Annotated in this window: 24 protein-coding genes; all 24 read left to right on the top strand. The window is 41.0% G+C overall.

The window, feature by feature from the left end:
- The first annotated feature begins 19 nt into the window (after window positions 1–19).
- The 24 genes from dapG to BMZ06_RS05825 all read left to right on the top strand — a co-directional run bounded on the left by dapG (window position 20) and on the right by BMZ06_RS05825 (window position 25,917).
- A complete protein-coding gene (gene dapG, locus BMZ06_RS05710; RefSeq protein ID WP_089750986.1) occupies window positions 20–1,261 on the top strand; it encodes an aspartate kinase in 1,242 nt (413 codons plus the stop codon).
- Window positions 1,255–2,136 (top strand): 4-hydroxy-tetrahydrodipicolinate synthase, encoded by an 882-nt coding sequence (dapA, locus tag BMZ06_RS05715; RefSeq protein WP_089750988.1) that lies wholly within the window; start codon window positions 1,255–1,257, stop codon window positions 2,134–2,136. Before dapG ends, dapA begins: the two co-directional genes overlap by 7 nt.
- A 135-nt stretch (window positions 2,137–2,271) precedes the next feature.
- Entirely contained in the window at window positions 2,272–2,997 is a 726-nt protein-coding gene (locus BMZ06_RS05720; RefSeq protein WP_089750990.1) for a ClpP family protease, read from the top strand.
- Complete coding sequence (locus BMZ06_RS05725; RefSeq protein ID WP_014643333.1) at window positions 2,994–3,200, top strand: YlzJ-like family protein; 207 nt, start codon at window positions 2,994–2,996, stop codon at window positions 3,198–3,200. Before BMZ06_RS05720 ends, BMZ06_RS05725 begins: the two co-directional genes overlap by 4 nt.
- Before the next feature lie 203 nt (window positions 3,201–3,403).
- Complete coding sequence (locus BMZ06_RS05730) at window positions 3,404–5,713, top strand: FtsK/SpoIIIE family DNA translocase (protein WP_089750992.1); 2,310 nt, start codon at window positions 3,404–3,406, stop codon at window positions 5,711–5,713.
- A gap of 191 nt (window positions 5,714–5,904) precedes the next feature.
- Window positions 5,905–6,630, top strand: coding sequence for a GntR family transcriptional regulator (locus BMZ06_RS05735; RefSeq protein WP_089750994.1), 726 nt, complete (start codon window positions 5,905–5,907; stop codon window positions 6,628–6,630).
- Between the two features lie 119 nt (window positions 6,631–6,749).
- Complete coding sequence (locus BMZ06_RS05740) at window positions 6,750–7,883, top strand: BMP family lipoprotein (protein WP_089750997.1); 1,134 nt, start codon at window positions 6,750–6,752, stop codon at window positions 7,881–7,883.
- Window positions 7,884–8,052: 169 nt separating this feature from the next.
- The gene (locus tag BMZ06_RS05745) at window positions 8,053–9,579 is read left to right on the top strand and encodes an ABC transporter ATP-binding protein (protein WP_089750999.1); all 1,527 of its coding nucleotides are present in this window, start codon (window positions 8,053–8,055) and stop codon (window positions 9,577–9,579) included.
- Window positions 9,580–10,626, top strand: a complete 1,047-nt coding sequence (locus BMZ06_RS05750; RefSeq protein ID WP_089751001.1) for an ABC transporter permease — start codon at window positions 9,580–9,582, stop codon at window positions 10,624–10,626. It begins immediately after the preceding gene.
- Window positions 10,627–11,586: an ABC transporter permease gene (locus tag BMZ06_RS05755; protein ID WP_089751003.1), complete on the top strand. Its 960-nt coding sequence runs from the start codon at window positions 10,627–10,629 to the stop codon at window positions 11,584–11,586.
- A gap of 140 nt (window positions 11,587–11,726) precedes the next feature.
- A complete protein-coding gene (yfmF, locus tag BMZ06_RS05760; protein ID WP_089751005.1) occupies window positions 11,727–13,010 on the top strand; it encodes an EF-P 5-aminopentanol modification-associated protein YfmF in 1,284 nt (427 codons plus the stop codon).
- Between the two features lie 2 nt (window positions 13,011–13,012).
- A complete protein-coding gene (gene yfmH / locus BMZ06_RS05765) occupies window positions 13,013–14,305 on the top strand; it encodes an EF-P 5-aminopentanol modification-associated protein YfmH (RefSeq protein WP_089751007.1) in 1,293 nt (430 codons plus the stop codon).
- Window positions 14,298–15,017 carry an elongation factor P 5-aminopentanone reductase gene (gene ymfI / locus BMZ06_RS05770; RefSeq protein WP_089751009.1) on the top strand — a complete coding sequence of 240 codons (720 nt, stop codon included), beginning with the start codon at window positions 14,298–14,300 and terminating at the stop codon, window positions 15,015–15,017. The genes yfmH and ymfI overlap by 8 nt, the downstream gene beginning before the upstream one ends.
- Window positions 15,018–15,084: 67 nt before the next feature.
- The gene (locus BMZ06_RS05775; RefSeq protein WP_089751011.1) at window positions 15,085–15,345 is read left to right on the top strand and encodes a DUF3243 domain-containing protein; all 261 of its coding nucleotides are present in this window, start codon (window positions 15,085–15,087) and stop codon (window positions 15,343–15,345) included.
- 158 nt (window positions 15,346–15,503) lie between these two features.
- Window positions 15,504–16,295 carry a DUF3388 domain-containing protein gene (locus tag BMZ06_RS05780; protein ID WP_089751013.1) on the top strand — a complete coding sequence of 264 codons (792 nt, stop codon included), beginning with the start codon at window positions 15,504–15,506 and terminating at the stop codon, window positions 16,293–16,295.
- Window positions 16,296–16,315: 20 nt separating this feature from the next.
- On the top strand, window positions 16,316–17,221 hold the full coding sequence (locus tag BMZ06_RS05785) for a helix-turn-helix domain-containing protein (protein ID WP_175477808.1): 906 nt from the start codon (window positions 16,316–16,318) through the stop codon (window positions 17,219–17,221).
- Between the two features lie 107 nt (window positions 17,222–17,328).
- Window positions 17,329–17,907, top strand: coding sequence for a CDP-diacylglycerol--glycerol-3-phosphate 3-phosphatidyltransferase (pgsA, locus tag BMZ06_RS05790; protein ID WP_014643347.1), 579 nt, complete (start codon window positions 17,329–17,331; stop codon window positions 17,905–17,907).
- Complete coding sequence (locus tag BMZ06_RS05795; RefSeq protein WP_089751016.1) at window positions 17,904–19,145, top strand: competence/damage-inducible protein A; 1,242 nt, start codon at window positions 17,904–17,906, stop codon at window positions 19,143–19,145. Before pgsA ends, BMZ06_RS05795 begins: the two co-directional genes overlap by 4 nt.
- Before the next feature lie 166 nt (window positions 19,146–19,311).
- Window positions 19,312–20,355 (top strand): recombinase RecA, encoded by a 1,044-nt coding sequence (gene recA, locus BMZ06_RS05800; protein WP_089751018.1) that lies wholly within the window; start codon window positions 19,312–19,314, stop codon window positions 20,353–20,355.
- Between the two features lie 342 nt (window positions 20,356–20,697).
- The gene (gene rny, locus BMZ06_RS05805; protein WP_089751020.1) at window positions 20,698–22,260 is read left to right on the top strand and encodes a ribonuclease Y; all 1,563 of its coding nucleotides are present in this window, start codon (window positions 20,698–20,700) and stop codon (window positions 22,258–22,260) included.
- 77 nt (window positions 22,261–22,337) lie between these two features.
- Complete coding sequence (locus BMZ06_RS05810; RefSeq protein WP_014643351.1) at window positions 22,338–23,135, top strand: TIGR00282 family metallophosphoesterase; 798 nt, start codon at window positions 22,338–22,340, stop codon at window positions 23,133–23,135.
- A gap of 108 nt (window positions 23,136–23,243) precedes the next feature.
- Entirely contained in the window at window positions 23,244–23,504 is a 261-nt protein-coding gene (locus BMZ06_RS05815) for a stage V sporulation protein S (protein ID WP_089751022.1), read from the top strand.
- A 177-nt stretch (window positions 23,505–23,681) separates the two neighbouring features.
- Window positions 23,682–24,722 carry an L-threonine 3-dehydrogenase gene (gene tdh, locus BMZ06_RS05820; protein ID WP_175477809.1) on the top strand — a complete coding sequence of 347 codons (1,041 nt, stop codon included), beginning with the start codon at window positions 23,682–23,684 and terminating at the stop codon, window positions 24,720–24,722.
- Between the two features lie 19 nt (window positions 24,723–24,741).
- Entirely contained in the window at window positions 24,742–25,917 is a 1,176-nt protein-coding gene (locus BMZ06_RS05825; protein ID WP_089751025.1) for a glycine C-acetyltransferase, read from the top strand.
- Window positions 25,918–26,066: the final 149 nt, after the last annotated feature.

Raw genomic sequence — 26,066 nt, forward strand, 5'->3', positions numbered from 1 at the left:
TATGAGTTGAGGTGGCCGAATGAAGCTGCTTGTACAAAAATTTGGAGGAACTTCGGTCCGGGATCGGGAAAGCAGGTCCCGGGCCATCACTCATGTCAAAAAAGCCCTTCATGATGGATATAAAGTGGTCGTTACCGTGTCTGCAATGGGGAGGAAAGGAAGCCCCTATGCGACAGATACAATCTTAAGTTTGATAAATTATCCAGACACTCTGGTTTCAGAGCGAGAACAAGATCTCCTGATGTCGTGCGGGGAGACGATCTCCTCCATTGTTTTTACACATGAGTTACTGAATGTAGGGATTTCAACTGTTTCTTTAACAGGAGCACAGGCAGGGTTTTTAACGAATGACGATTTTACAAGAGCCAAAATTACTCGGATGAATCCGGCAAGAATATATAAAGAGCTTGAATCTCATGACGTTGTAGTAGTGGCCGGTTTTCAGGGACAGACGGATAAAGGGGAAACGACTACGATCGGCCGAGGAGGCAGCGATACTTCCGCTGCAGCACTTGGAGCGGCATTATCAGCTGAGTTCATTGATATATTTACCGACGTAGAAGGAATTATGACGGCAGACCCACGTGTGGTTACATCTGCTCGGGCTTTAAATGTGATTACGTATAATGAAATCTGTAATTTAGCCTACCAAGGAGCGAAGGTTATCCATCCTAGAGCCGTTGAAATTGCCATGTACGCTAAGGTACCTATTCGTGTTCGTTCAACCTATTTAGACCTGCCAGGAACTCTTGTTACTGGAATAAAGGAACCCCCTGCGGGTAAAGATATTTCCGATCGCGTTGTGACGGGAATCGCCCACATGATGGGACTGACTCAAATAAAAGTTCTCTCAAAAAAAGATCCTTCAAAATTACAATCCGATGTATTCAAATCCATGGCTGCTGCCAACATTTCAGTTGACTTCATCAACATTTCTCCAAGCGGTGTCATTTATACCATCAATCATATTTATACAAAAAAAGCGGTCAGCATTCTTGAGGATTTAGGGTATGAACCTGAAATAAAAGAAAAGTGTGCAAAAGTTTCTACGGTAGGAGCGGGGATTGCCGGTTTTCCTGGCGTTACAGCTAAAATCGTTCAGTCTCTAACAGACTCCGGAATCCAGATTCTCCAGTCAGCCGACTCCCATACAACAATATGGGTGCTGATTAAAGAAGAGGACCTTGTTCAGGCGGTTAATGCGCTTCACGAATCTTTCCAGCTCAACGTAGAAACGGTGAAAGGGGAAAGAACATCATGAATTTCGGGAAAGTCCTAACAGCCATGGTTACCCCTTTTGATAATCATGGAAAGATTGATCTTAAAAAGACAACGGTTCTGATCGATTATTTATTAGCGAACGGAACAGATGGATTAGTGGTAGCTGGTACGACCGGTGAATCGCCCACTCTCTCAGCGGAAGAAAAAGTTGAACTTTGGAAACACGTGGTTCATGCAGTTAATGGGCGCGTTCCCGTGATTGCGGGTTCTGGAAGCAACAGTACAGATAATTCCATTCATCTATCCAAACGGGCAGAAGAAGCAGGGGTCGACGCAGTCATGCTGGTAGCTCCTTATTATAATAAACCGGACCAAAGAGGGCTTTATCAACACTTTAAAACCATTGCGGAAGCTATTGACTTACCCGTAATGATCTACAATGTTCCGGGAAGATCGGTCGTTCGGCTGACTCCAGATACTGTTGTATCTCTTTCCCATATTAATAATATTGTTTCTGTGAAGGAAGCGACGGGAGATTTGGACGGAATGTCTGAAATTATTTCGCGAACAGACGATTCTTTCTCGTTATATAGTGGCGATGACAACCTTACACTGCCTTCATACGCAATCGGAGCTCATGGCATTATCTCTGTTTCCAGCCATATTATTGGAAATGAAATGCAGACAATGCTTAAGCTTTATGAAGAAGGAAAGGATAAGGAAGCTGCTGCTCTTCACCGAAAACTCCTGCCCTTAATGAAGGGGATGTTTAGTGCACCCTCTCCTACACCGGTGAAAGCAGCTTTAAAGATGATTGGAATCGATACCGGAGGAGTTCGCTTACCTTTACTCCCTTTGTCAGATAAAGATCTCCAGTCCATTCATCAGATTATAAATAAGGTAAAGTCAAATTAAACCGAAAAGGGAGTGTGATCCCTTTTCGGTTTCTTTATTAGCAGGATAGGGATGAGTTCTTTTAAGTTAATCACATGTATGAGAGCAGCATGCTTGAGTCATACTACGTGAAAAGAGCGAAAGGAGCCCTACCTTATGAAAGAATCTCCTCAAGAACAGGAAAAGGATAAATCCAAAGGGCAATCGTCCATTGTTGATAAGATCCAGCAGCTTGGTCAATCCAATGTACCTCAGCCGGCTGATTCCAATATTCATGTGCTTCCGATAATTGGTCAAATTGAAGGTCACGTCCAACTGCCTTCTCAAAACAAAACTACGAAATATGAACATATGATTCCCCAGCTTATAGCAATTGAGCAAAATCCAAAAATCGAAGGATTAGTCGTACTATTAAATACTGTGGGTGGAGATGTGGAAGCGGGACTTGCGATTTCTGAAATGATTGCTTCTTTATCTAAACCTACTGTTTCCATCGTTCTCGGTGGAGGGCATTCCATTGGCGTTCCAATTGCTGTTTCCGCTGATTATTCATTTATTGCTGAAACAGCTACTATGACCATTCATCCGATCCGTATGACCGGACTAGTCATAGGAGTCCCGCAAACATTTGAATACATGGATAAGATGCAGGATCGAGTGGTTAATTTTGTTACCAGACATTCCAATGTGGACGAGGAGAAATTTAAAGAGCTCATGTTTGCAAAAGGGAATCTTACACGCGATATAGGCACAAACGTGGTCGGTCAACAAGCCGTAGACCATGGTCTTATCAATGCTGTAGGCGGAGTAAAAGAAGCAATGAGTAAACTGAATGAATTAATTGATCATAATAAAGAAAATGAGAAGAAGGTCGTTCAATGATTCATTATACACCGCTTAGTGAATACGATATTTTCCCTTCCCATGAAAAAGAGCAGCAAATTATTTACAATCAGGACAAAAAGTGTTCTGTAAAATGTCAGGATATGGGCGATGGAAAAAAACAAATTGTGCAAGTTTTATCTACGGATCCAGCGCATTATATGGATCCTTCCCTACAGCCGGGACAATGGTTGGACTCGTAACACACACTTTTCATGTGGTATAATAATAATGGCTAGTCAGGATGTCGAACATGTTTTCTTCTCCTTCTCAGAAGAGACAGTCGGCATCCTTCTCTTTTCAAGTTGCTTCTATTATTCTTTGAAACTAATTGGTATGCATAGATGAATTACAGGCTGCTCCGATGTGCAGAAGTAAAAACAACTAATATGGAGGTGTCTATTTAATGGCAAGAAAAAGAAAATCTTCTTCAAAATCTAAGAAAAAACAATCTGGATTAAAACAGCAAGTTAAATTTGAATTAATGGGACTACTGTTTATCTTAATTGCTGTCTTTGGAAGTGGAGCTTCAGCTATCAGCGATGGAGCTGTGCCCGGGGGACTTGAGCGTATCTGGCAGTTTTTCTTCGGGGTCTGGTATTTTGTAGCTTCACTATTTTTTCTAATACTTGGTGTCTTCTTAATGGTTAAGAGGAGTTGGCCGTCTTTCCTACATAAACGTTTAATTGGAGTATATATTGTATTTGTCTCGCTATTATTGTTTACTCACTTAGAAACTTTATCCGATGAACTGGCAGCAGGTGAAGGTTCGATTTTAGCTATGACCTGGGAACGGATTACCGGAATGATGCGGGGCGAGTTGTCTTTCTATAGTATCGGCGGCGGACTTTCCGGGGCTTTTCTGCTATCCATAACCTATTTTCTTTTCTCGGGTACTGGAGCTGCTATTTTATCGTTTTTCCTATTTTTAATCGGGATCATATTTATTAGTGAATGGTCTATTGGCAACTTCGTAAGCGTAATTGGAAACAAAGGAAAAGACATATTACAGGACCAGGTTAAGCGTATTAAAGAATCAAAAGCTCATCCTAAAGAAAAAAAATCCCAACGAGAACAACCTGAAGAAACAACGGTTATTGAAATGAATGAGCCTGAGACTAGTGAATATGAAAATTCAGTTGAACCGATTATTCAGGACTTTACAGATCATGCATACGCAAACGAAGATAAAACGGAAAGTCAATTATCCGAAAATACTTCTCCTAAAGAAGATAATGAGGGAGAGGAACCCGGTCTGGAGAAATCTATGCCGACCGCTGAATTAGAAAATTTCGATTATCAACTACCTAGTATGGAGCTTTTGGATGAACCCACTTCGAGTCCTCAAAGTCAGGGTCGTTCCCACATTCAGGCAACGGTTCGCAAACTTGAAAAAACATTTCAGAGTTTCGGGGTCAAAGCGAAAGTGACCAAAGTACATGTTGGTCCCGCTGTTACGAAGTATGAGGTTTATCCAGATACCGGTGTTAAAGTAAGTAAAATAGTTAATTTAAATGATGACCTGGCACTGGCACTTGCAGCTAAGGATATTCGTATTGAAGCTCCCATTCCCGGGAAGTCTGCTGTAGGAATTGAAGTTCCTAATCAGGAAATATCCATGGTTTCTTTGAGAGAAGTTTTGGAAACAGGGAAGTCCAACACAGAAGCAAAATTAGGTTTTGCTCTCGGCAGAGATATCTCCGGTGAGGCCGTTATGTCCGAGTTAAACAAGATGCCTCACTTGCTTGTAGCTGGAGCCACAGGCAGTGGTAAAAGTGTGTGTATTAATGGGATTATTACAAGCATTTTAATGCGAGCGAAACCTCACGAAGTAAAAATGATGATGATCGATCCGAAAAAAGTAGAGTTAAATGTATATAATGGGATTCCTCATTTACTGGCTCCAGTGGTAACTGATCCTAAAAAAGCGTCACGTGCACTTAAAAAAGTTGTATCAGAAATGGAACGCCGTTATGATTTGTTTTCAGAAACAGGTACTCGAAATATAGAAAGTTATAACGAATATATAAAAAAACATAATAAAGAAAGTGAAGATACACAGCCTCAGCTTCCTTATATCGTTGTACTGGTAGATGAACTGGCTGACTTAATGATGGTTGCGTCTAACGAAGTGGAAGACGCAATTACCCGATTGGCTCAAATGGCACGTGCAGCCGGCATTCATTTAATTATCGCTACTCAGCGTCCTTCTGTGGATGTTATTACAGGGGTCATTAAAGCTAACATTCCCTCCCGAATTGCCTTTAGCGTATCCTCTCAAACAGATTCCAGAACTATTTTGGATTCAGGAGGTGCCGAGAAACTGTTAGGACGAGGGGATATGCTCTTTACGCCGGTTGGATCTAATAAGCCAACCAGGGTACAGGGAGCTTTTCTTTCAGATGAAGAAGTGGAACGTGTGGTCGATTTCTGCGTAGAACAGCAGAAAGCTCAATATCAGGAAGAGATGATTCCTGAAGAAGAAAATGAAGTGAAGCAGGAAGTAGATGATGATCTTTATCCTGAAGCGGTACAGATGGTCATTGAGATGCAGAGTGCCAGTGTATCTATGATTCAGCGAAGATTCAGGGTAGGCTACACACGAGCTGCCCGGTTAATTGATGCTATGGAAGATAATGGAATAGTGGGGCCCTATGAAGGAAGTAAGCCAAGGTCTGTACTCGTCTCACAAGTATCGGAAGAACAGTCTTCTTAATTGATCATCATAGCAGCTAATATAGTTGAAAATAGTCATTAAGTCATAAATAGAGTTAGGACAAAACAGAAAAATGTCCTAACTCTATTTATTTATTTACAGAATAGTGTTATATTAATTAAAAATTATGATGTGTCAAACGTCAGATGTCAGATCACTTATTGTAGTTTAATAGACTTGGGGTGTAAATAATGTCCATAAAGCATGATACACGTCATCTGTACTTGCAGGTGATTGAACAGATAAAAAAAGATATTGAAAACGGTATCTTCATCGAAAAGCAGAAATTACCCTCTGAGTTTCAATTATCCAAATCTCTTGGAGTTTCAAGAGCGACATTGAGAGAAGCGCTTCGAATCCTGGAAGAAGAGGGAGTTGTAACTAGAAGACATGGCGTGGGGACATTTGTTAATCCTAAGCCGCTTTTTACTTCTGGAATAGAGGAACTTGATAGTGTAACAGGGATGATTGCAAAGTCGGGCATGCGTCCAGGGACGCAGTACCTAACAGCTGAACTTGTGGAGGCTACTATAGAAGACCGTAAACGATTCGCTGTTCTGGATCTACATAATTTAGCAAAAGTGGAGCGTGTCCGCACAGCAGACGAGGAACCGGTCGTTTATTGCATTGATAAAATTCCTGAGGGACTTCTGCCCATTGACCAAGTTCGTGAAGCAGACTCTATGTTTGGAATCCTTGAAGCATACACAGGGAAATCGATCAACTATGCGGTCACTCACATCGAACCTATTGGTTATCATGAAAGAATTTCACCTATCTTGAATTGCGAACCAGAACAAGCTTTACTTTTATTAAAACAAATGCATTACACAGTGGATGATGAACCAATGCTGCTGTCTTCCAATTACTTTAGGGCTGACAAATTCAGTTTCCATGTTTTAAGAAAAAGAGTGTAAGCGTTTTCAATAGTGTGTACCAATGGCTATTTTTGGGAGGTGAGGCTTGCTGAAAAAGGGTAAAAGAAACACTCCAAAGGGTTTCAGGCGTCAAACTTAATAAATTAGGGGGAGTTATTTTGTTTAAAAATCGTCGTTTTCTTTTAGTTTTTTCACTCTTATTAGTCATTGGTTTAGTTCTTGGAGCATGTGGTGCTTCTGATGATGGAGGAGACTCAGCAGAGGGTTCAGGAGGAGATAGTGAGAACAACACGGAAAATTCTTCTGAAAATGGCAATAATGAAGATTTCTCAGTAGCTATGGTTACAGATGTAGGCGGCGTGGACGACAAATCGTTTAACCAGTCTGCTTGGGAAGGGCTGCAAGCATTTGGTGAAGAAAATGGGATGTCGAAAGGTGAAGGTTTTGATTATGCTCAATCAGAAAGTGATGCAGACTATACGACAAACCTGAATCGTCTGGTTCGTCAAGATTATAACTTAATTTTTGGAATTGGATACTTATTACAGCCAGCTATTGAAGAAGTTGCCGCACAGTATCCCGATACAAATTTTGCGATCGTGGACTCTGGTGCAGAAGGTGACAACGTTGCGAGTATTCTATTTAAAGAACATCAGGGTTCTTTCCTGGCTGGCGTGGCCGCAGCAAAGAAAACCCAGTCCAATAAAGTTGGATTTGTTGGTGGAGTAGACGGAGCTTTAATCAACAAATTTGAAGCTGGTTTTGAGGCCGGTGTTAAATCTGTAAATGCTGACATTACAGTGGATGTACAGTATGCAGAGGCGTTCGACGCTCCGGATGATGGGAAATTGATTGCTTCCGATATGTATTCTAAAGGAATAGATGTTATTTATCACGCTTCTGGTGCAACGGGTAACGGGGTATTTGCTCAAGCCAAAGACCTTAAGAAAAATAACCCAGATGAAGACGTATGGGTTATTGGTGTTGATCGTGACCAACATGAAGAAGGTGCAATTGGAGAAGATAATGTAACACTTACTTCTATGGTGAAGCGGGTGGATATTGCCGTACAGGATGTGACTGACCAGGCCATGAATGGTGAATTCCCAGCTGGAGAAACCATTGAATACGGACTGAATGATGACGCTATCAGCCTGGCACGTACTAATGAAGAAGCTCTATCAGACGATATTATTACAGCTATTGAAGATTGGAAAGAGAAAATTATCAATGGCGATGTAGAGGTACCAAGTACTCGTGAAGAGTTAGAAACTTATGTAAATTCCTTATAAGAATAAAAAAAGGCTGGTGTAAGCCGGCCTTTTTTTTACTGTATAGACCAAAAATCATCAAATGAAGAGTTGTTAAACCCGGCCCTCTTCATTTGATGATTTTTAAAGAGAGGATTTGGACTGGAACGTAGATGGATTCATCTAAGATAGAAAAGGAGTGAGGGCAGCAATGGAATACGTTATTGAAATGCTTAACATCCGTAAAGAATTTCCGGGAATCGTAGCTAATGATAATATAAATCTTCAAGTTGAGAAAGGCGAAATCCATGCTTTGCTTGGTGAAAACGGAGCAGGAAAATCTACCTTAATGAATGTTTTATTTGGTCTTTACCAGCCGGAAAAAGGCGAAATAAAGGTGAAAGGTGAAAAAGTTAAAATAACAGATCCGAACGTAGCCAATAAGCTTGGCATCGGAATGGTTCACCAGCACTTTATGCTTGTTGATACATTTACGGTAACTGAGAACATCGTTCTAGGTAGTGAACCTAAAAAGGGCGGCACTGTAGATATAAAGAAAGCTGAAAAAGAAGTGAAGGAGCTTTCAGAACGGTATGGTTTAAATGTGGACCCAGGCGCTAAGATCCGTGACATCTCCGTTGGGATGCAGCAGCGGGTTGAAATATTAAAAACGCTTTATCGTGGGGCCGAGATATTAATTCTTGACGAACCTACTGCAGTTTTGACCCCTCAGGAAATCAAGGAGCTAATAGGGATTATGCACAGTCTTGTTAAAGAAGGGAAATCCATTATTCTGATCACTCATAAACTAAAGGAAATAATGGAAGTTTGCGACCGGTGCACCGTAATTAGAAAAGGAGAAGGAATCGGTACCGTTAAAGTAGCCGATACAAACCCTACTGAATTAGCCTCGTTGATGGTAGGCCGTGAAGTAAGCTTCTCTACTGAAAAAACTCCAGCGAATCCGAAGGAAACCTTCTTATCCATCAAGGACTTATTTGTAAAAGATGTGCGCGGTGTGGATATGGTTAAAGGATTAAATCTTGAAGTAAAAGCAGGAGAAATTGTCGGGATCGCCGGTATTGATGGTAACGGGCAATCTGAGCTCATCGAAGCGATTGCAGGTCTGAGAAAAAGTGAGTCTGGACGTATTAAACTTCATGATCAAGTAATTACGAACTTATCACCTAGAAAAGTAACTCAGTCAGGCGTCTCTCATATTCCGCAGGATCGTCATAAATTCGGGCTGGTACTCGATTTTCCGGTTGGGGAAAATATGGTTCTTCAAAGTTATTATCAACAGCCTTTTTCCAAAAAAGGGGTTATGAATTTTAAGAATATATACAAAAAAGCTCAAGAACTAATTGATGAGTATGATGTGCGAACTCCTAATGCTTTTACGAAAGCTAGAGCGCTGTCAGGCGGAAACCAGCAAAAAGCCATTATTGGACGTGAAGTAGATCGCTCTCCGGATTTAATTATAGCTGCACAGCCTACAAGAGGCCTTGATGTTGGAGCAATTGAATTCATTCATAAGAAATTGATTGAGGAACGCGATAAAGGAAGAGCTGTACTATTACTATCTTTTGAACTGGAAGAGATTATGAATTTAAGTGATCGAATTGCGGTCATGTTCGATGGAAGAATTATTTCAGAAGTCAAACCGGAAGACACAAATGAACAGGATCTCGGTCTTATGATGGCAGGGAATACTCCACAGAAAGCAGGTGGAAGCTAAATGTTTGCCAATCGAACAGTTAATATCTTAATTCCTATAATATCCGTACTGCTAGGGTTATTATCAGGAGCTGTTATTATGCTCGTGTTTGGTTACAATCCTTTGAAAGGTTACGCTGCTTTATGGACAGGTGCTTTTGGTGATGCTTATTTCTTAGGCGAAACCCTGAGACAGGTTACGCCCTACATTCTTTCAGGGCTCGCTGTCGCCTTTGCTCTTCGTACAGGTCTTTTAAATATTGGCGTGGAAGGCCAGGTCTTTGTGGGCTGGGTAGCTTCTGTATGGGTAGGAGTAGCTTTTGAACTACCTATGATTATTCACCTTCCGTTAGCTGTACTGGCCGCTGCATTAGCAGGTGCATTTTGGGGGTTTATACCCGGAATTTTAAAAGCTAAACTTGGCGTCCATGAAGTTATTGTCACGATTATGATGAATTACATCGCACTATATTTATCAAATGAGATTGTTAGAAATGTCATAACAGATGGTAAAGACCGCACCGATTCTATTGCTCCCACGGCTTCATTGGCCTCTGAATGGTTGGCTGGAATGACATATTTTTCACGTCTTCACTGGGGATTATTGATTGCACTATTTATGGCACTGGTCATGTGGTTTCTGCTAAATAAAACGACCCAAGGTTTTGAATTGCGGTCAGTAGGTTTTAATCAGCATGCATCGAACTATGCGGGGATGAGTGTAAGCAAGAATATTGTGCTTGCAATGGTTATCTCAGGAGCTTTCGCAGGGTTAGCGGGTGCGATGGAAGGATTGGGAACATTTGGCTACATGTCTGTTAAATCAGGATTTACGAATATCGGTTTTGACGGAATCGCTGTGGCTCTTCTTGGAGCAAACACGGCGCTTGGGGTAGTGCTCGCGGCCTTCTTGTTCGGTACCCTTAAAATTGGCGCCCTGAACATGCCTACCGTAGCAGGAGTTCCTACAGAATTAGTAGAAATCGTCATCGCCCTTATCATTATTTTTGTAGCATCAAGCTATATGATCCGCTGGATTATTTTACGGTTTAAAAAGGAGGGGAAATAAATGGAATTCATAGATATTCTTGCTCGAATTATCCCACCTGCCATTTTCTTTGCATCCCCTCTGATTTTTACAGCCTTGGGTGGTGTATTTAGTGAACGTTCTGGAATTATTAATATAGGACTCGAAGGTCTTATGGTTATGGGAGCATTCGTAGGTATTGTGTTTAATTTAACCTTTCACGAGGTTTTTGGTGATGCAACCCCCTGGGTTTCGATTTTTGTGGCAATGGTCGTTTCCGCAATCTTTGCACTGGTACACGCGGTAGCATCAATCACCTTTCGTGCCGACCAGGTGGTTAGTGGAGTGGCCATAAACTTTCTTGCTTTAGGAGTCGGTCTGTTTCTTACAAAGCAATGGTATGATAAAGGACAAACCGATATGGTGGATCGTCCATTCTATACCATCGATATCCCTGTGCTGAATAAAATTCCAATACTGGGTGACCTGTTTTTCTCAGGCTGGTATTTAACCTCTTATTTAGCGATTATCCTAGCTTTTGCTGCCTGGTTCATCATTTACAAAACTCCATTTGGCTTACGTCTGAGATCGGTTGGAGAGCATCCAATGGCTGCAGACACCAATGGTATTAATGTCTATGCTATGCGTTACGTAGCAGTTATGATCTCAGGAGCGCTTGGTGGTCTCGGCGGTTCCGTTTACGCTTTAACCATAGCACTTAACTTTTCTCATGCCACTATTGTAGGTCAAGGGTTTATGTCCCTTGCAGCCGTTATTTTCGGAAAGTGGCATCCATTGGGAGCATTAGGAGCAGCTATTTTCTTTGGACTAGCCCAAAGTTTAAGTATTGTTGGATCTAGTTTGCCTTTATTGGAAGACGTTCCTCAAATATTTTTATTAATTGCCCCTTACGTTCTAACGATCCTGGCTCTTGCTGGATTTATAGGACGAGCGGAAGCTCCTAAGTCTCTGGGTGAGGCATATGTTAAAGGAAACCGTTAGAATAAATTAAGCCCGGTCCTTACACCGGGCTTAATTTTTTACATTTCGAAACATATACCTTAGCATAGGACGTAGCTTTCTATGGATGAATTATGTGGAGTGAGTCTATAATAGTAGAGAAACGACAAGGAGGATGGGAAATGAAAATTAAGGAAGAAGTATTGCTTGAAAAACAAGGATATCGTTTACATATTCTACCTAGTAAAAAATATAAAACCATTTCAATAGTGGCTAAGTTTAAAACACCACTAAGAAGAGAGGGCATTACAGAGAGGGCTTTGCTTCCTCATGTGCTTCAAAAAGCTACGAATAATCATCCGAATGTTAGAGAATTCCAATCATCGTTTGAAAATTTATATGGAACGGTACTATCCAGTGATGGGACGAAAAAAGGCGAGAATCATGTTATCAGTTTCCGTATGGAAGTAGTGAACGAAGCTTATCTCAATGATCAAGAGCCCATATTGGAAGAAGCTCTAAAACTATTCAACGAAGTTCTTTACGCTCCTAAAGTAGAAGGAGAAGGATTCGATTCGTCCATTGTAGAACGTGAAAAACAAACGCTAGAGCAGAAGATCACGTCTGTAAAAGACGACAAAATGAGTTATGCCAATATGCGTTTAATGGATCACATGTGTAAAGATGAACCTTATTCTTTACACGTAAGCGGTTATCAAGATGATATCTCTTCGATTACTCCGGAAAGTCTTTATAATTATTATCGCTCAATGATAAAAAATGATCTGCTTGATGTTTATGTTATTGGAGACATCGATCAAACTGAAATTGAGAAAATGACAGATAAGTATTTCATCCGGGAGAACAGCAGCAATCAGGATAACGATCAGGTATCTACTTCTAAAGATGTAAAAGAAGTAAATGAAGTTGTTGAACGTGAAGAAGTGAATCAGGGTAAACTCCACATTGGATACCGTACTTACACCAAGTTTGGGGATCCCGATTATTATGCCTTACAGATTTTTAACGGATTATTCGGTGGATTTCCAAGCTCTAAGTTATTTATGAATGTGCGTGAAAAACACAGCCTGGCTTACTATGCAGCCTCTCGTTTTGAAAGTCATAAAGGATTACTTCTTGTTTTTAGTGGTGTTGATCCAAAAGATTACAAACAAGCAAAATCCATTATTTTAGAGCAGATGGATGCTATGCAAAACGGAGATTTCACTGAAGAGCAGGTAGAGGAAACGAAGGAACAAGTGATTCATCAGCTCCAAGAAACGATGGATAATGCCAATGGAATTATTGAAGTCCTGTATCACCAAATGCTGTCCGGGGCTGAAATGCCAGTTAATGATTTAATTGAGCATATCCGAAAAGTGACGAAGCAGGATGTTGTTGCTATGGCTAATAAGATTAAACTAGATACAATTTACTTTTTAACCAGCCTTGAGGGAGGGGAATAACTGTGGAAGAACTAGTCTATGACCAGATCAATGAAACCGTCTACACAGAAACAATGGATAATGGATTGAAGGTGTTCCTGCTCGCGAAACCTGAGATGGCTAAAACTTTTGGAATATTTACTACGAATTATGGATCAATTGACCAGACCTTTACACCTATTGGACAGGATGAGAAAGTGACCGTTCCAGAAGGGATTGCTCACTTCCTGGAACATAAACTGTTTGAAAAAGAAGATCGTGATGTTTTTCAAGACTTCACCAAGCTTGGGGCTTCGGCAAATGCTTTTACTTCTTTTACAAAAACGGCTTACTTATTTACAGCCACCAGTCAAATAGAAAAAAATGTGGAGACTTTGCTTAATTTTGTGCAGGACCCCTATTTTTCAGAGGAATCAGTGGAAAAAGAAAAAGGCATCATTGCACAGGAAATCCGCATGTATGATGATCAGCCGGACTGGCGTTCCTTTTTTGGAACCATTCAAAGTTTGTATCATCATCACCCTGTAAAAGTAGATATCGCAGGAACAGTGGATTCTATTCAAAACATCACAAAAGATGACCTTTATGCTTGCTATGAAACGTTTTATCATCCTTCCAATATGGTCTTATTCGTAGCTGGGAATATAGAACCAGAAGCGATGATGAAGCAAATTCGCGAAAATCAAGATAGTAAAGAATTTCCGGCTGCTCCGGAAATTAATCGCTCCTATCCTGACGAGCCGACGGAAGTCGCAAAAGCCAATAACTCGATTACTATGCCAGTCACTACTGCTAAAGCAATGGTTGGGGTGAAGGAAAAAGTCACTCATTTAACAGGGAAGGAATTACTTCGAGCCGAGTTGCTTTCCAGCATGATCCTTGATTACTACTTCTCTAAGAGTGGGGCATTTTATGAAGAACTATACCGTAGTGATTTAATTGATGACAGCTTTCAGTTTGAAACAGAACTGGATCGTCAATTCGGATTTACTATCCTTGGCGGAGATACACGGAAGCCGGAAGAAATGACTAAGCGTGTAAAAGAGATGCTTCATGAATTAAAAGAAAATAGCATCTCTGATGAAGACTTCACCCGAATGAAGCGTAAGAAAATCGGACAGTTCATGCGTGCTTTAAATTCCTTGGAATTCATTGCTAACCAGTTCACTCATTACCACACGCTTGGTGTAGATCTGTTTGACGTTCTCCCTGTTATTGAATCTCTTACCTCCAAAGATGCAGAGGAATACCTGCAGAACTGGATTAATGAAGAAGCTATTTCGGTCTTTCAGGTCAAACCTCAGGAAAATGAGTAAACGTTGTCTGATCATTGGAGCAAGCGGTGAAATTGGATATAGTGTTACCCGGACTCTTGTAGAAAAAGGATATCGTGTGGGTCTGCAGTACTACTCAAATTTGCGTAGAATTGACGAACTTGAAAATCAAATTCCAGCAAGCCAATGGCTCGGAGCCCGGCAGGCTGATTTAACTACTACAGAAGGAATTCAAGCTTTTTTACAAATTACTTCTAAAGAATGGGAAGCTATTGTATTTTGTGGAGGACATCTATGGAAAGGCCTTTTCCAGGACATGACTGATGCGGAAATGGATCAACTTTATCATGTCCATCTTAAAGCTCCCTGGATGATTTCCCGGCATGTCCTTCCCTTTATGATCCATAATAAAGCAGGCAATATCGTGACTGTTTCCTCCATATTTGGCGAAGAAGGATCAAGTATGGAAGTTGCCTACAGCTCTGTAAAAGGTGCACAAATAAGCTTTGTTAAAGCATTGTCTAAAGAAGTGGCTCCAAGCGGAATTCGAGTTAATGCAGTGACACCAGGTGTAATTGCAACAAAAATGAATGAAATGCTCACTCCTGAAGAATGGAATACTCTAGAAGGAGAAATACCACTTGGGAGAGCCGGACAGCCTCATGAAATAGCTGACGCCATCAGCTATTTATTGAGTGATCAATCAAGTTATGTTACGGGTCATGTACTGCGGGTAAATGGCGGATGGACATAAAATTGTGTGTATAAAAAGTTTGTTTCCTCTCATACTAAGTATGAAAAACTTAGAGGAGGTAACAACAATGTCTGTTCTTGAAAATTTTGACTCTTGGAAAGACTTTCTTGGCGATCGTTTGCATCAGGCTCAAGGGCAAGGAATGGATCAACAAGCAGTATCAGACCTTGCATACGAAATTGGTGGATATCTTGCCAATTCAGTAGATGCAGAAAATGATCAGGAAGCAGTTCTGCGTGATCTTTGGAACGTAGCTGACCAAAAGGAACAACACGCTATTGCTAATATGATGGTGAAACTTGTACGTAACGAAGGAACTCAAGCTTAAATTGCTAAAAAACCGCACATTTCACTGTGCGGTTTTTGCTATTTTTCAAAGATAATCCATTTCCTGACTTTCCTATTCAATAAAAATCCTTTATGATAGAAAGTGAGTTGCAGAGTCCTTAAAGGACAAAAAATGACATTTTCCAGAGGAGTTTTGTCATGGAGAAAAAAGAATGGTACTTAGAATATGAAATCCAGTATAATCGACCAGGTCTGCTTGGAGATATCTCTTCTTTGCTCGGGATGATGGCGATTAATATTGTTACAATTAACGGGGTAGAAAACTCTCACAGGGGAATGCTGCTCCTATGCAAAGACGAAGAGCAGATTATTCGATTAAAATCAATTTTAGATACCATGGATACCATTAAAGTTACAAAATTGCGCCGTCCTAAATTAAGAGATCGTCTTGCCGTCAGGCATGGACGCTACATACATAGTGATGTGGATGACCGTAAAACCTTCCGATTCAATCGTGAAGATTTAGGGGTACTAGTTGATTTTATGGCTGAGTTGTTCATGAAAGAAGGGCATAAACTTGTAGGAATTCGTGGAATGCCCCGCGTTGGTAAAACAGAGTCTGTAGTAGCGGCAAGTGTATGTGCTAACAAAAGATGGCTTTTTGTCTCAAGCACTCTTTTAAAGCAGACAGTCAGAAGTCAATTAATCGATGAAGAGTATAGGGAAGATAACCTTTATATTATTGATGGAATTGTTTCTGCCAGACGTGCAAGTGAACAGCACTGGCAGCTTGTGAGGGAAATTATGAGGCTTCCAGCTACCAAAGTGATTGAACATCCAGACATTTTTGTACAGGAAACAGAGTATAAACTCGATGATTTTGATTACATTATTGAATTAAGAAATAACGATGATGAAGTAATCACGTACGAAACGGTGGAAAAGCCAGATATGTCGATGGGTGACGGGTTTTCCATGTTTGATTTTTAACTTAATGGATGGTGTTTTACATGGAGAAGGAGATCGGAGCTCGATTAAGAAATGCACGCGAGTCTAAAGGGCTTTCACTTGAACAAGTGCAGGAAACCACGAAAATTAAAACACGCTATCTTCACGCTATTGAAGAGAATGATTTTAGTGTACTGCCAGGGAAGTTTTATACACGTGCTTTTATAAGAGAATATGCATCAGCTGTGGGTATTGATCCTGAAGAGATGATGGAAGAGCATAAAGATGAGATGCCTTCATTTGAGAAAGAGGAAGCAGCTCAATATAAAAGGGTACAGAAACAGAAAGAACCCTCTGCGAAGAGGACAAACGTTTCCAAATACTTACCTACCCTCATGACGTTTGTGCTTGTAATTGGCCTGTTGTTTGTTGCTTACACCTTTATCAAGAATGGAAATAATGATTTGGGAATCGGGGCAGCTGACCAGGAAGTGTCTGACAACGATATTAATGTTCCGGAGGCGTCTGATGCAGAGGATACCGAAAGTACTCCGGTCAGTTCAGACCCAACTGATGAAGAAGACCCAGAAGATCAAGACGGGGGAGAAAAGACTTCTTCAGAAGAATCTGAAGAACATGAGTCTTCTGATGTTTCCCTTGCTGAAAAAGGAACAGGCAGTTTTCCAGAACACACCTATAACATCGCAACTGGAGAAGAAAAATCTTTGACTATTGAACTGGAAGGCACAGCCTATTTGGAAGTACAAGGTGAAAAAAATGGAGAAAATTTAATCTCACCTATCGAATACAGCCCGGAGGATTCTCCGGTAAAGGTTGATGTTTCGGATAAGAAACAAGTTTTTATTAAAACAGGGAATGCTCTTGGCACCATTGTTAAAATCAACGGTGAACAAATAGATTTTCAAACTCAGCAGGCTACCCAAAAGCTTTTGCTTAACTTTAAGTGAAATTATTCGAGAAGGCTGTCCTGAAGGTGGATCATAGAGGAGATGATCATCTTCCATCATTATAAGGGCAGCCTTTTATTTTAGTGGATTTTAGGAGTGTGACAAAAATGAATTTACCGAACAAAATTACGATTTCAAGAATTCTACTTATTCCCATTTTTATCATTTTGATGAGTGTCCCGTTTGAGTGGGGATCTATTCAAATGGGGGATCGGGAATTACCTGTGGCTCATCTGGCTGGTGCCATACTATTTATTTTGGCTTCAACGACTGATTGGATTGATGGGTATATTGCAAGAAAATATAATCTGGTAACGAATCTTGGGAAATTCTTAGATCCGCTGGCTGATAAACTTTTAGTTAGTGCCGCCTTAATTGTATTGGTCGAGATTGGTCTTGCTCCTGCATGGATTGTAATTGTTATTATTAGCCGTGAATTCGCGGTGACGGGGCTTAGACTTGTTGCGGCAGGCGAAGGAAGTGTTTTAGCTGCAAGTCAAATGGGAAAATTGAAAACTTGGATACAAATTATTTCCATCTCTCTTTTGCTTCTTCACAACTGGCCGTTTGCTTACCTAAATCTACCCCTTGGAATAATTACTCTTTACTTAGCACTAATTATTACTTTTTATTCTGGATATGAGTACTTCCAGAAAAACTGGCATGTTATGAGGGATTCCAAATGAAGGCTGAAGTTATAGCAGTAGGTACTGAATTGTTACTCGGACAAATAGCTAATACGAATGGACAGTGGATTTCTAAAGAATTTGCAAGCCTCGGTATACCTGTTTATCAGCATAGCGTCGTCGGTGATAACATGAAAAGAGTGGAAGATATTTTTCAGGCGGCTCACAGTCGATCGGATGTTATAGTTGTCACAGGTGGTCTTGGTCCAACCGAGGATGACTTAACCAGAGAAGCTGCCCAGAAAATAATCGGGCAGAGACTCCTGGAAGATCAACAAGCAATGGAGAAAATAGCTCTTTATTACGAAAAAAACAAACAAACCATGACAGCGAACAACCGAAAACAAGCGTTAGTCTTCGAAGAGGGTATTGTACTTCCTAACCAAGAAGGGATGGCGCCAGGCCAAATTGTAGAACATGACGGAAGAGCGTGGATCTTTCTTCCCGGAGTTCCTTCTGAGATGAAATCCCTTATGAAAAGTGGAGTGCTGCCTTATCTGCAGCGTTCCTATAAACTGCAGTCTGATATTGTTTCCGAAATGATGTACTTCATAGGTATCGGTGAATCAACACTGGAAAATAAACTCTCTGCATTAATTTCACAACAGACCAACCCTACACTTGCTCCGCTGGCAAGTGTAGGGGAAGTGGGACTGCGAATCACCGCAACTGGAGAGACAGGCGACGAGGCAAGAGAGAAAATTGCCGTAATGAAAGAGACCATATTAGAGATCGTTGGCTCGTATTATTATGGAAGTGACAATGTATCTATTGAGAGCACGGTGCGGGACTTACTAAATAAACGAGGTTATCGTCTCGGAGCAGCTGAAAGCCTTACAGGAGGTAAATTTATCGAGCGGCTAATAGCCCTGCCTGGCGCTTCTACTGTGATTCAGGGAAGCCTTGTGGCCTACACCCCATTAATGAAAGAGAAAGTGATTGGGGTAGCTCCTTCTCTCATTAAGGAGCATGGAACGATCAGTAATGAATGTGCTGAAACTATGGCTATAAATGCTAAAAGGATTTTAGAGGCAGATGTTGCAATCAGCTTTACAGGGGTGGCTGGACCCGAATCCAGTGAGGGGCAGGAACCGGGCACTGTGTTTATCGGACTGCAAATCGCAGATGAGCGTCCTTCTGTGTATCAATTTCAATTTGAAGGAAGCAGAGATAAGATTCGTTCCCGTGCTGTAAAAAAAGGATACGAATTAATTTTTCACCATATCAAAAATTTATAAATGACTAAGAAGACCCTATATAATAATTCTTTTTTTCTTAAGAAGAAATACCATTATTGATAGAAAAGCATTTCAAAAAAAGGGAACATTTATTCGCTTTTTAGTTGGCAAACTATCAAAAACAAGTTATGATAGGGATAGAAATTTTGAAAGGCGGTATATTTATATGAGTGATCGTAAACAAGCATTAGATTCAGCTTTGCGTCAAATAGAGAAACAATTTGGTAAAGGTTCTATCATGAAAATGGGAGATGGAAGCGAACAGAAAGTAAACACAGTACCCAGCGGGTCGCTGGCACTGGATGTTGCACTGGGAGTAGGCGGCTATCCTCGAGGCAGAATTGTAGAAATATATGGACCGGAATCGTCCGGTAAAACCACAGTAGCTCTTCATGCTATTGCAGAAGCACAGAGAAAAGGCGGCACGGCAGCTTTCATCGATGCAGAACATGCGCTTGACCCGGTGTACGCCCGCCGTTTAGGTGTAGATATCGAAGAACTTCTGTTATCTCAGCCTGATACAGGGGAGCAAGCATTGGAAATAGCGGAGGCGCTTGTTCGAAGCGGCGCAGTAGATATGGTCGTTATTGATTCCGTAGCTGCCCTTGTACCGAAAGCAGAAATTGAAGGGGAAATGGGGGACGCGCATGTAGGATTGCAGGCTCGTCTAATGTCTCAAGCTCTTCGTAAGCTATCAGGTGCAATCAGCAAGTCTAAAACAACTGCAATCTTCATTAATCAGATTCGTGAAAAAGTTGGGGTTATGTTTGGTAATCCTGAAACGACTCCAGGCGGCCGTGCTCTTAAGTTCTACTCATCTGTTCGTTTAGAGGTGCGCCGAGCGGAAACCTTAAAACAAGGAAATGAAATGGTGGGTAATAAAACACGTCTTAAAGTCGTAAAAAATAAAGTTGCCCCTCCTTTTAAACAAGCAGAGGTCGACATCATGTACGGGGAAGGGATCTCAAGAGAAGGAGAGTTACTTGATATCGGTACCGACCTTGATTTGATACAGAAGAGCGGTTCCTGGTACTCTTACGAAGGTGAACGATTAGGTCAGGGAAGAGAGAATGCTAAACAGTTCCTTAAGGAAAATAATCATGTATATGAAGAAGTTAAGCGCATTATTCGTGATCATTACCAAATGGAGCCTAAAGAAGAAGAAAAAGAAGAAAATAAATCAGACAGTCAGGAAACTCTTGACGTATAACCTGTTTGATTTTCTCATCTGATTTGGCTTAAGGCTAACGACATCCGGTTCCATAAACACTTACAAATAGAAGCAGTGGCGTCATGCACTGCTTCTGTCTTTTTATACATAAGGCTATACTTAGAACGCCAAATCAGAAGTATAAAGACTGACTGTTTGAAATATTTAAAATAATCTACGGGCTGGATTTGACGTTTCCTTGACATTCCCTATTGGCAGGCATAAAATGAATGTGTATCATTTTCATCTTTATAACCTTATTTAAATTTAATCACACATTGAAAATGAAACGTTTGTACTACCGACAAACGAACCAAGTTCATAGCAAGAGGAGGTGAAAATATGGATATAATATCCTCGCTCATCTTCATTTTGCTTGCCCTTATCGTCGGTTCTGTTGTTGGTTATCTTATTCGGAAATCGATTGCGGAGGCGAAAATTTCAAGTGCTGAAGAACTTGCAAAACAGATCGTAGAAGAAGGTCGTCGTAATGCAGATTCAGCTAAAAAAGAGGCTCTTCTGGAAGCTAAAGAAGAGAATCAGAAACTACGCCAGGATGCGGAAAGTGAAAACCGCGAACGCCGCATGGAACTGCAGAAAACTGAAAATCGTTTAACACAGAAAGAAGAGAATCTCGATCGTAAGAGTGATATGCTTGACCAGCGTGATCTTTCACTCGAAAAGAAAGAAGGAACTCTTGCCGAGAGACAACAACAAATTGAAGAAATGGAAAGCAAAGTGAATGCTATGCTTCAAGAGCAGCAAACCGAGCTTGAACGCATATCAGGCTTGACATCAGACCAGGCGAAACAGGTTATTTTAGAACGAGTTGAGCAAGAAGTATCACACGAGTCAGCTCTTATGATTAAAGAAGCAGAAAACCGTGCTAAAGAAGAAGCTGATAAAAAAGCGAAAAACATTCTTTCACTTGCCTTACAGCGATGTGCTGCCGATCACGTGGCAGAAACAACTGTGTCAGTAGTCAACTTGCCAAATGATGAGATGAAAGGACGTATTATCGGCCGTGAAGGTCGTAATATCCGTACTTTAGAAACGTTAACAGGTATTGACTTGATTATTGATGATACACCGGAAGCTGTCATTCTCTCAGGGTTTGACCCCATCCGCCGTGAGACTGCCCGAATGGCTCTTGAAAAACTTGTGCAGGATGGTCGAATCCACCCGGCACGTATTGAAGAAATGGTGGACAAGTCACGCCGAGAGGTAGATGACTACATTCGTGAAGTAGGGGAAGAAACTACCTTTGAAGTTGGAGTGCATGGTTTACACCCTGACCTTGTAAAAATTCTTGGCCGCTTGAAGTATCGTACAAGTTATGGGCAGAATGTCCTTAAACACTCTACAGAGGTTGCTTACTTATCAGGTTTACTTGCTGCAGAGTTAGGTGAAGATGAAATGCTTGCCCGCCGGGCAGGTTTACTTCATGACATAGGTAAAGCGATTGACCACGAAGTCGAAGGAAGTCACGTAGAGATTGGAAAAGAACTAGCTACCAAGTATAAAGAAAATGAAACGGTAATCAATGCGATTGCTTCACACCACGGTGATGAAGAGCCTACGTCAATCATTTCTGTACTAGTAGCGGCTGCGGATGCCTTATCAGCGGCTCGTCCGGGTGCTAGAAGTGAGACACTTGAGAATTATATTAAGCGTCTTGAAAAACTCGAAGAAATCTCTGAGTCCTACGAAGGGGTCGAAAAATCATTTGCCATTCAAGCTGGTCGTGAAGTACGTATAATGGTTCGTCCTGATGAAATTGATGATCTTGAAGCTACTAGATTAGCCCGAGATATTCGCAACCGAATCGAGGGAGAACTCGATTATCCAGGTCATATTAAAGTAACAGTTATTCGTGAAACACGTTCGGTGGAGTATGCGAAATAAAAGATATGAAGCGGCCCGCGCGGCCGCTTCATTTATGTTTACAATAAAATGATAATAGAAGTAAAGAGGGATTAATGATGAAGATATTATTTATAGGTGACGTTGTAGGGTCACCAGGCCGAGATATGGTGGATGAGTATCTACCAAAACTGAAACAGAAATACCAGCCGACTGTAACGGTAATTAATGGAGAAAATGCTGCCTCAGGTAAAGGAATTACAGAAAAAATTTATCGTCGTTTTTTGGAGAAGGGAGCTCAAGCTGTAACTTTAGGAAACCACGCTTGGGATAAAAAAGAGATTTTTGACTTTATAGACGATGCACAGTATCTTGTTCGTCCGGCTAATTTTCCAGAAGGGACTCCTGGAAAAGGTTTAACTTTTGTTAAAACCCCTAAAACTGAGGTAGCCGTCATCAATTTGCAAGGGCGCACTTTCCTGTCTCCAAATGATGATCCTTTTAGAAAAGTAGATGAATTAATAGAAGAGGCAAAAAAGCGGACGTCCATAATTTTTCTGGACTTTCATGCTGAAGCTACCAGTGAAAAGCAAGCGATGGGCTGGTATGTGGATGGAAGAGTGAGTGTAAATGTTGGGACCCATACTCATATCCAAACCGCAGATGAAAGAATCCTTCCTGGAGGTACGGCTTATATATCGGATGTGGGAATGACGGGTCCTTACGATGGAATTCTTGGTATGGATCGAGAGGCTGTACTTAAACGCTTTCTAACAAATTTACCTGTACGTTTCGAAGTTCCAAAAAAGGGAAGATCACAATTAAGTGGTTTTTTGGTAGATGTGGACGAACGGACAGGAAAAGCTAAAAAGGTAAATCGAATTCAGATCAATGATGATCATCCTTTCTTCGAATGATTATTTGAATTTTGTGACAAATTGATTCATAATGAAAAGGTAATATTCTACATCTCCAAGAATATAGTAGTTATGGAACAACTATAGTGATTGAAGGAGGAGCTAGTAATGGAAGTATTAAAAGTATCAGCTAAATCCGTACCTAATTCAGTAGCAGGAGCTTTAGCCAATGTTGTGAGAGAACGCGGCACTGCTGAAATTCAAGCCATTGGTGCAGGTGCATTGAACCAGGCAGTTAAAGCAGTGGCAATTGCTAGAGGGTTTGTAGCCCCTAGTGGATTAGACTTGATTTGCATTCCAGCCTTTACTGACATTATGATCGACGAGGAAGAACGTACGGCCATCAAATTGATTGTCGAGCCTCGATAGCATTAATATAAAGCTTACCTTCATACAAGCCGAAGTCGTACTCTGGGGAGTACGGCTTTTTTTGTGTGCATATGTATTTTCACGATGGACAGTTAAGGTTGATAATAAAACTAATCATGTTAAAATTGTGATGTAAACAGCATTTATAACTTGTATTAATGATTAGGGGTGTTCACTGTGAATGGAACAATGAAAGCAATTGTTAAACACCATCGTGGTAAAGGAGCAGAGCTTAAGGAAGTAGCAATTCCTTCGATTCATGATGATGAAGTGTTAATACGTGTCCAGGCAACTTCCATATGTGGAACAGATGTTCATATATATAATTGGGATGAGTGGTCCGAGAGTCGGGTAAAGCCGCCTTATGTATTCGGCCATGAATTTGCAGGTGAAATTGTTGAAGTTGGAGAAAAAGTAAATAACTTCACAGAAGGTGATTATGTAAGTGCTGAGACACACTTAGTATGCGGTCACTGTCCTCAATGCTTAACGGGTAAATCTCATATTTGCGAAAATACTAAGATTATTGGAGTAGATACGCAAGGGTGCTTTGCAGAGTACGTAGCACTGCCTGCTAGTAACCTATGGCGCAACCCTAGTGATCTCCCGATAGATATAGCCTCCATCCAGGAGCCAATGGGCAATGCTGTACATACCGTCCTAAACGGCGATGTGGCAGGTAAATCTGTGGCTGTTATTGGCTGTGGTCCTATTGGTTTAATGGCTGTAGGTGTAGCTAAAGCAGCGGGAGCGTCCCAGGTTCTGGCTTTTGATCTTAATACTTATCGTCTAGAATTAGCTAAACAAATGGGAGCTACTACAACGATTAACTCAAGTGAAGAAGATCCTGTAGTTAAGGCGAAAGATTTAACGGATAGACATGGAGTAGATGTGGTTTGTGAAATGAGCGGCCACCCTGTAGCTATGGACCAAGGGTTTAAAATGATCACAAACGGAGGGCGTGTGTCTATATTAAGTCTGCCCACAAAAAGAGTGAGCCTTGATGTAACAAATGATATTGTTTTTAAAGGAATAGAAGTTCAAGGCATCACAGGCCGCAAGATGTATGAAACGTGGCAGCAAGTTTCCCGGCTGCTTCAATCAGGGCAGGTTGATGTTAAACCAATGATTACTCATCACTTAAAACTGGATGAGTTTGAAAAAGGATTCGAATTAATGAATCAAGGCGAATGCGGGAAAGTTGTACTGCATCCATAATTGTTAAGGAGGAGATACTATGAAAGGTTTTGAATATTTGCAGGAACAATTAGATGAAATGAAGGATGAAGGTACATTCAGAAGTTTGATCCCTTTGGAATCAGCTCAAGGATCAAGAGTGACGATTAAAGGAAAAGAAGTCATTCAGCTTTCCTCCAATAATTATTTAGGATTAACATCTCATCCAAAGATGAAGAAAGCTGCGGAAAAAGCTAACGAAGAATTTGGTGTTGGGACAGGCTCCGTTCGTACCATTGCGGGCACATTGCAAATGCACGAAGAATTTGAACAGAAACTGGCAAAATTCAAGCACACGGAAGCAGCTCTCGTGTTTCAATCCGGATTCACCACCAATCAGGGTGTACTGTCTTCCATTTTAGGAAAAGAGGATGTAGTTATTTCTGATGAATTAAACCACGCCTCCATTATCGATGGCATTCGCTTAACGAAGGCCGATCGAAAAATTTATAAGCATGTGGACATGAAGTCTTTAGAAGAAGCACTGCAGGCAAGTTCTGAGTACCGTACGCGCTTAGTCGTGACGGACGGGGTGTTTTCCATGGATGGTAATATTGCACCGCTCCCGGAAATTGTCGAACTTGCAGAAAAGTATAACGCCCTAATTATGGTTGATGATGCCCATGCCAGTGGAGTCCTGGGAGATAATGGACGCGGAACAGTAAATCATTTTAATCTTGATGGGCGTGTGCATATTCAAGTGGGTACCTTAAGTAAAGCAATTGGTGTACTCGGTGGATATGTGGCCAGTACGCAAACACTCAGGGAATACTTAATTCATAAAGGACGTCCATTTTTGTTCAGTACCTCTCATCCGCCTGCAGTTACAGCAGCGAATGACGCAGCTATCGATGTACTTCTGGATGAACCTGAGTTAATTGAAAAGCTTTGGGATAATACGAAATACTTTAAAGACGGACTCTCTTCTCTCGGGTTTGATACAGGCATCAGTGAGACCCCAGTTACGCCTGTAATGATTGGAGACGATGCCCTAACCCATAAGTTTTCCGATGAGTTATTTGAGCACGGGGTATTCGCTCAAGGAATTGTCTTCCCGACTGTACAGCGCGGAAAAGGAAGGGTTCGTACAATTGTAACAGCTGAACATTCAAAGGAAGAGCTTAAAGAAGCCTTGGATGCATTTGAAGCCGTTGGTAAAAAGTTAGGGATTATATAATCTCGTGTCAGCCGCTATGACTATCAGTCATGGTGGCTTTTTTTCGTAAAAACTGATACTATTTTGGAGAATGAAGAGAAATTCTCTATTCTACTTAAAATTCAGAGAAAAACTTGATATAATAAGACAGTTAGAAGGCTCGGCTTGAA

This window comes from Halobacillus alkaliphilus (genome assembly GCF_900113125.1).
In the GTDB taxonomy this organism is placed as follows: domain Bacteria; phylum Bacillota; class Bacilli; order Bacillales; family Halobacillaceae; genus Halobacillus; species Halobacillus alkaliphilus.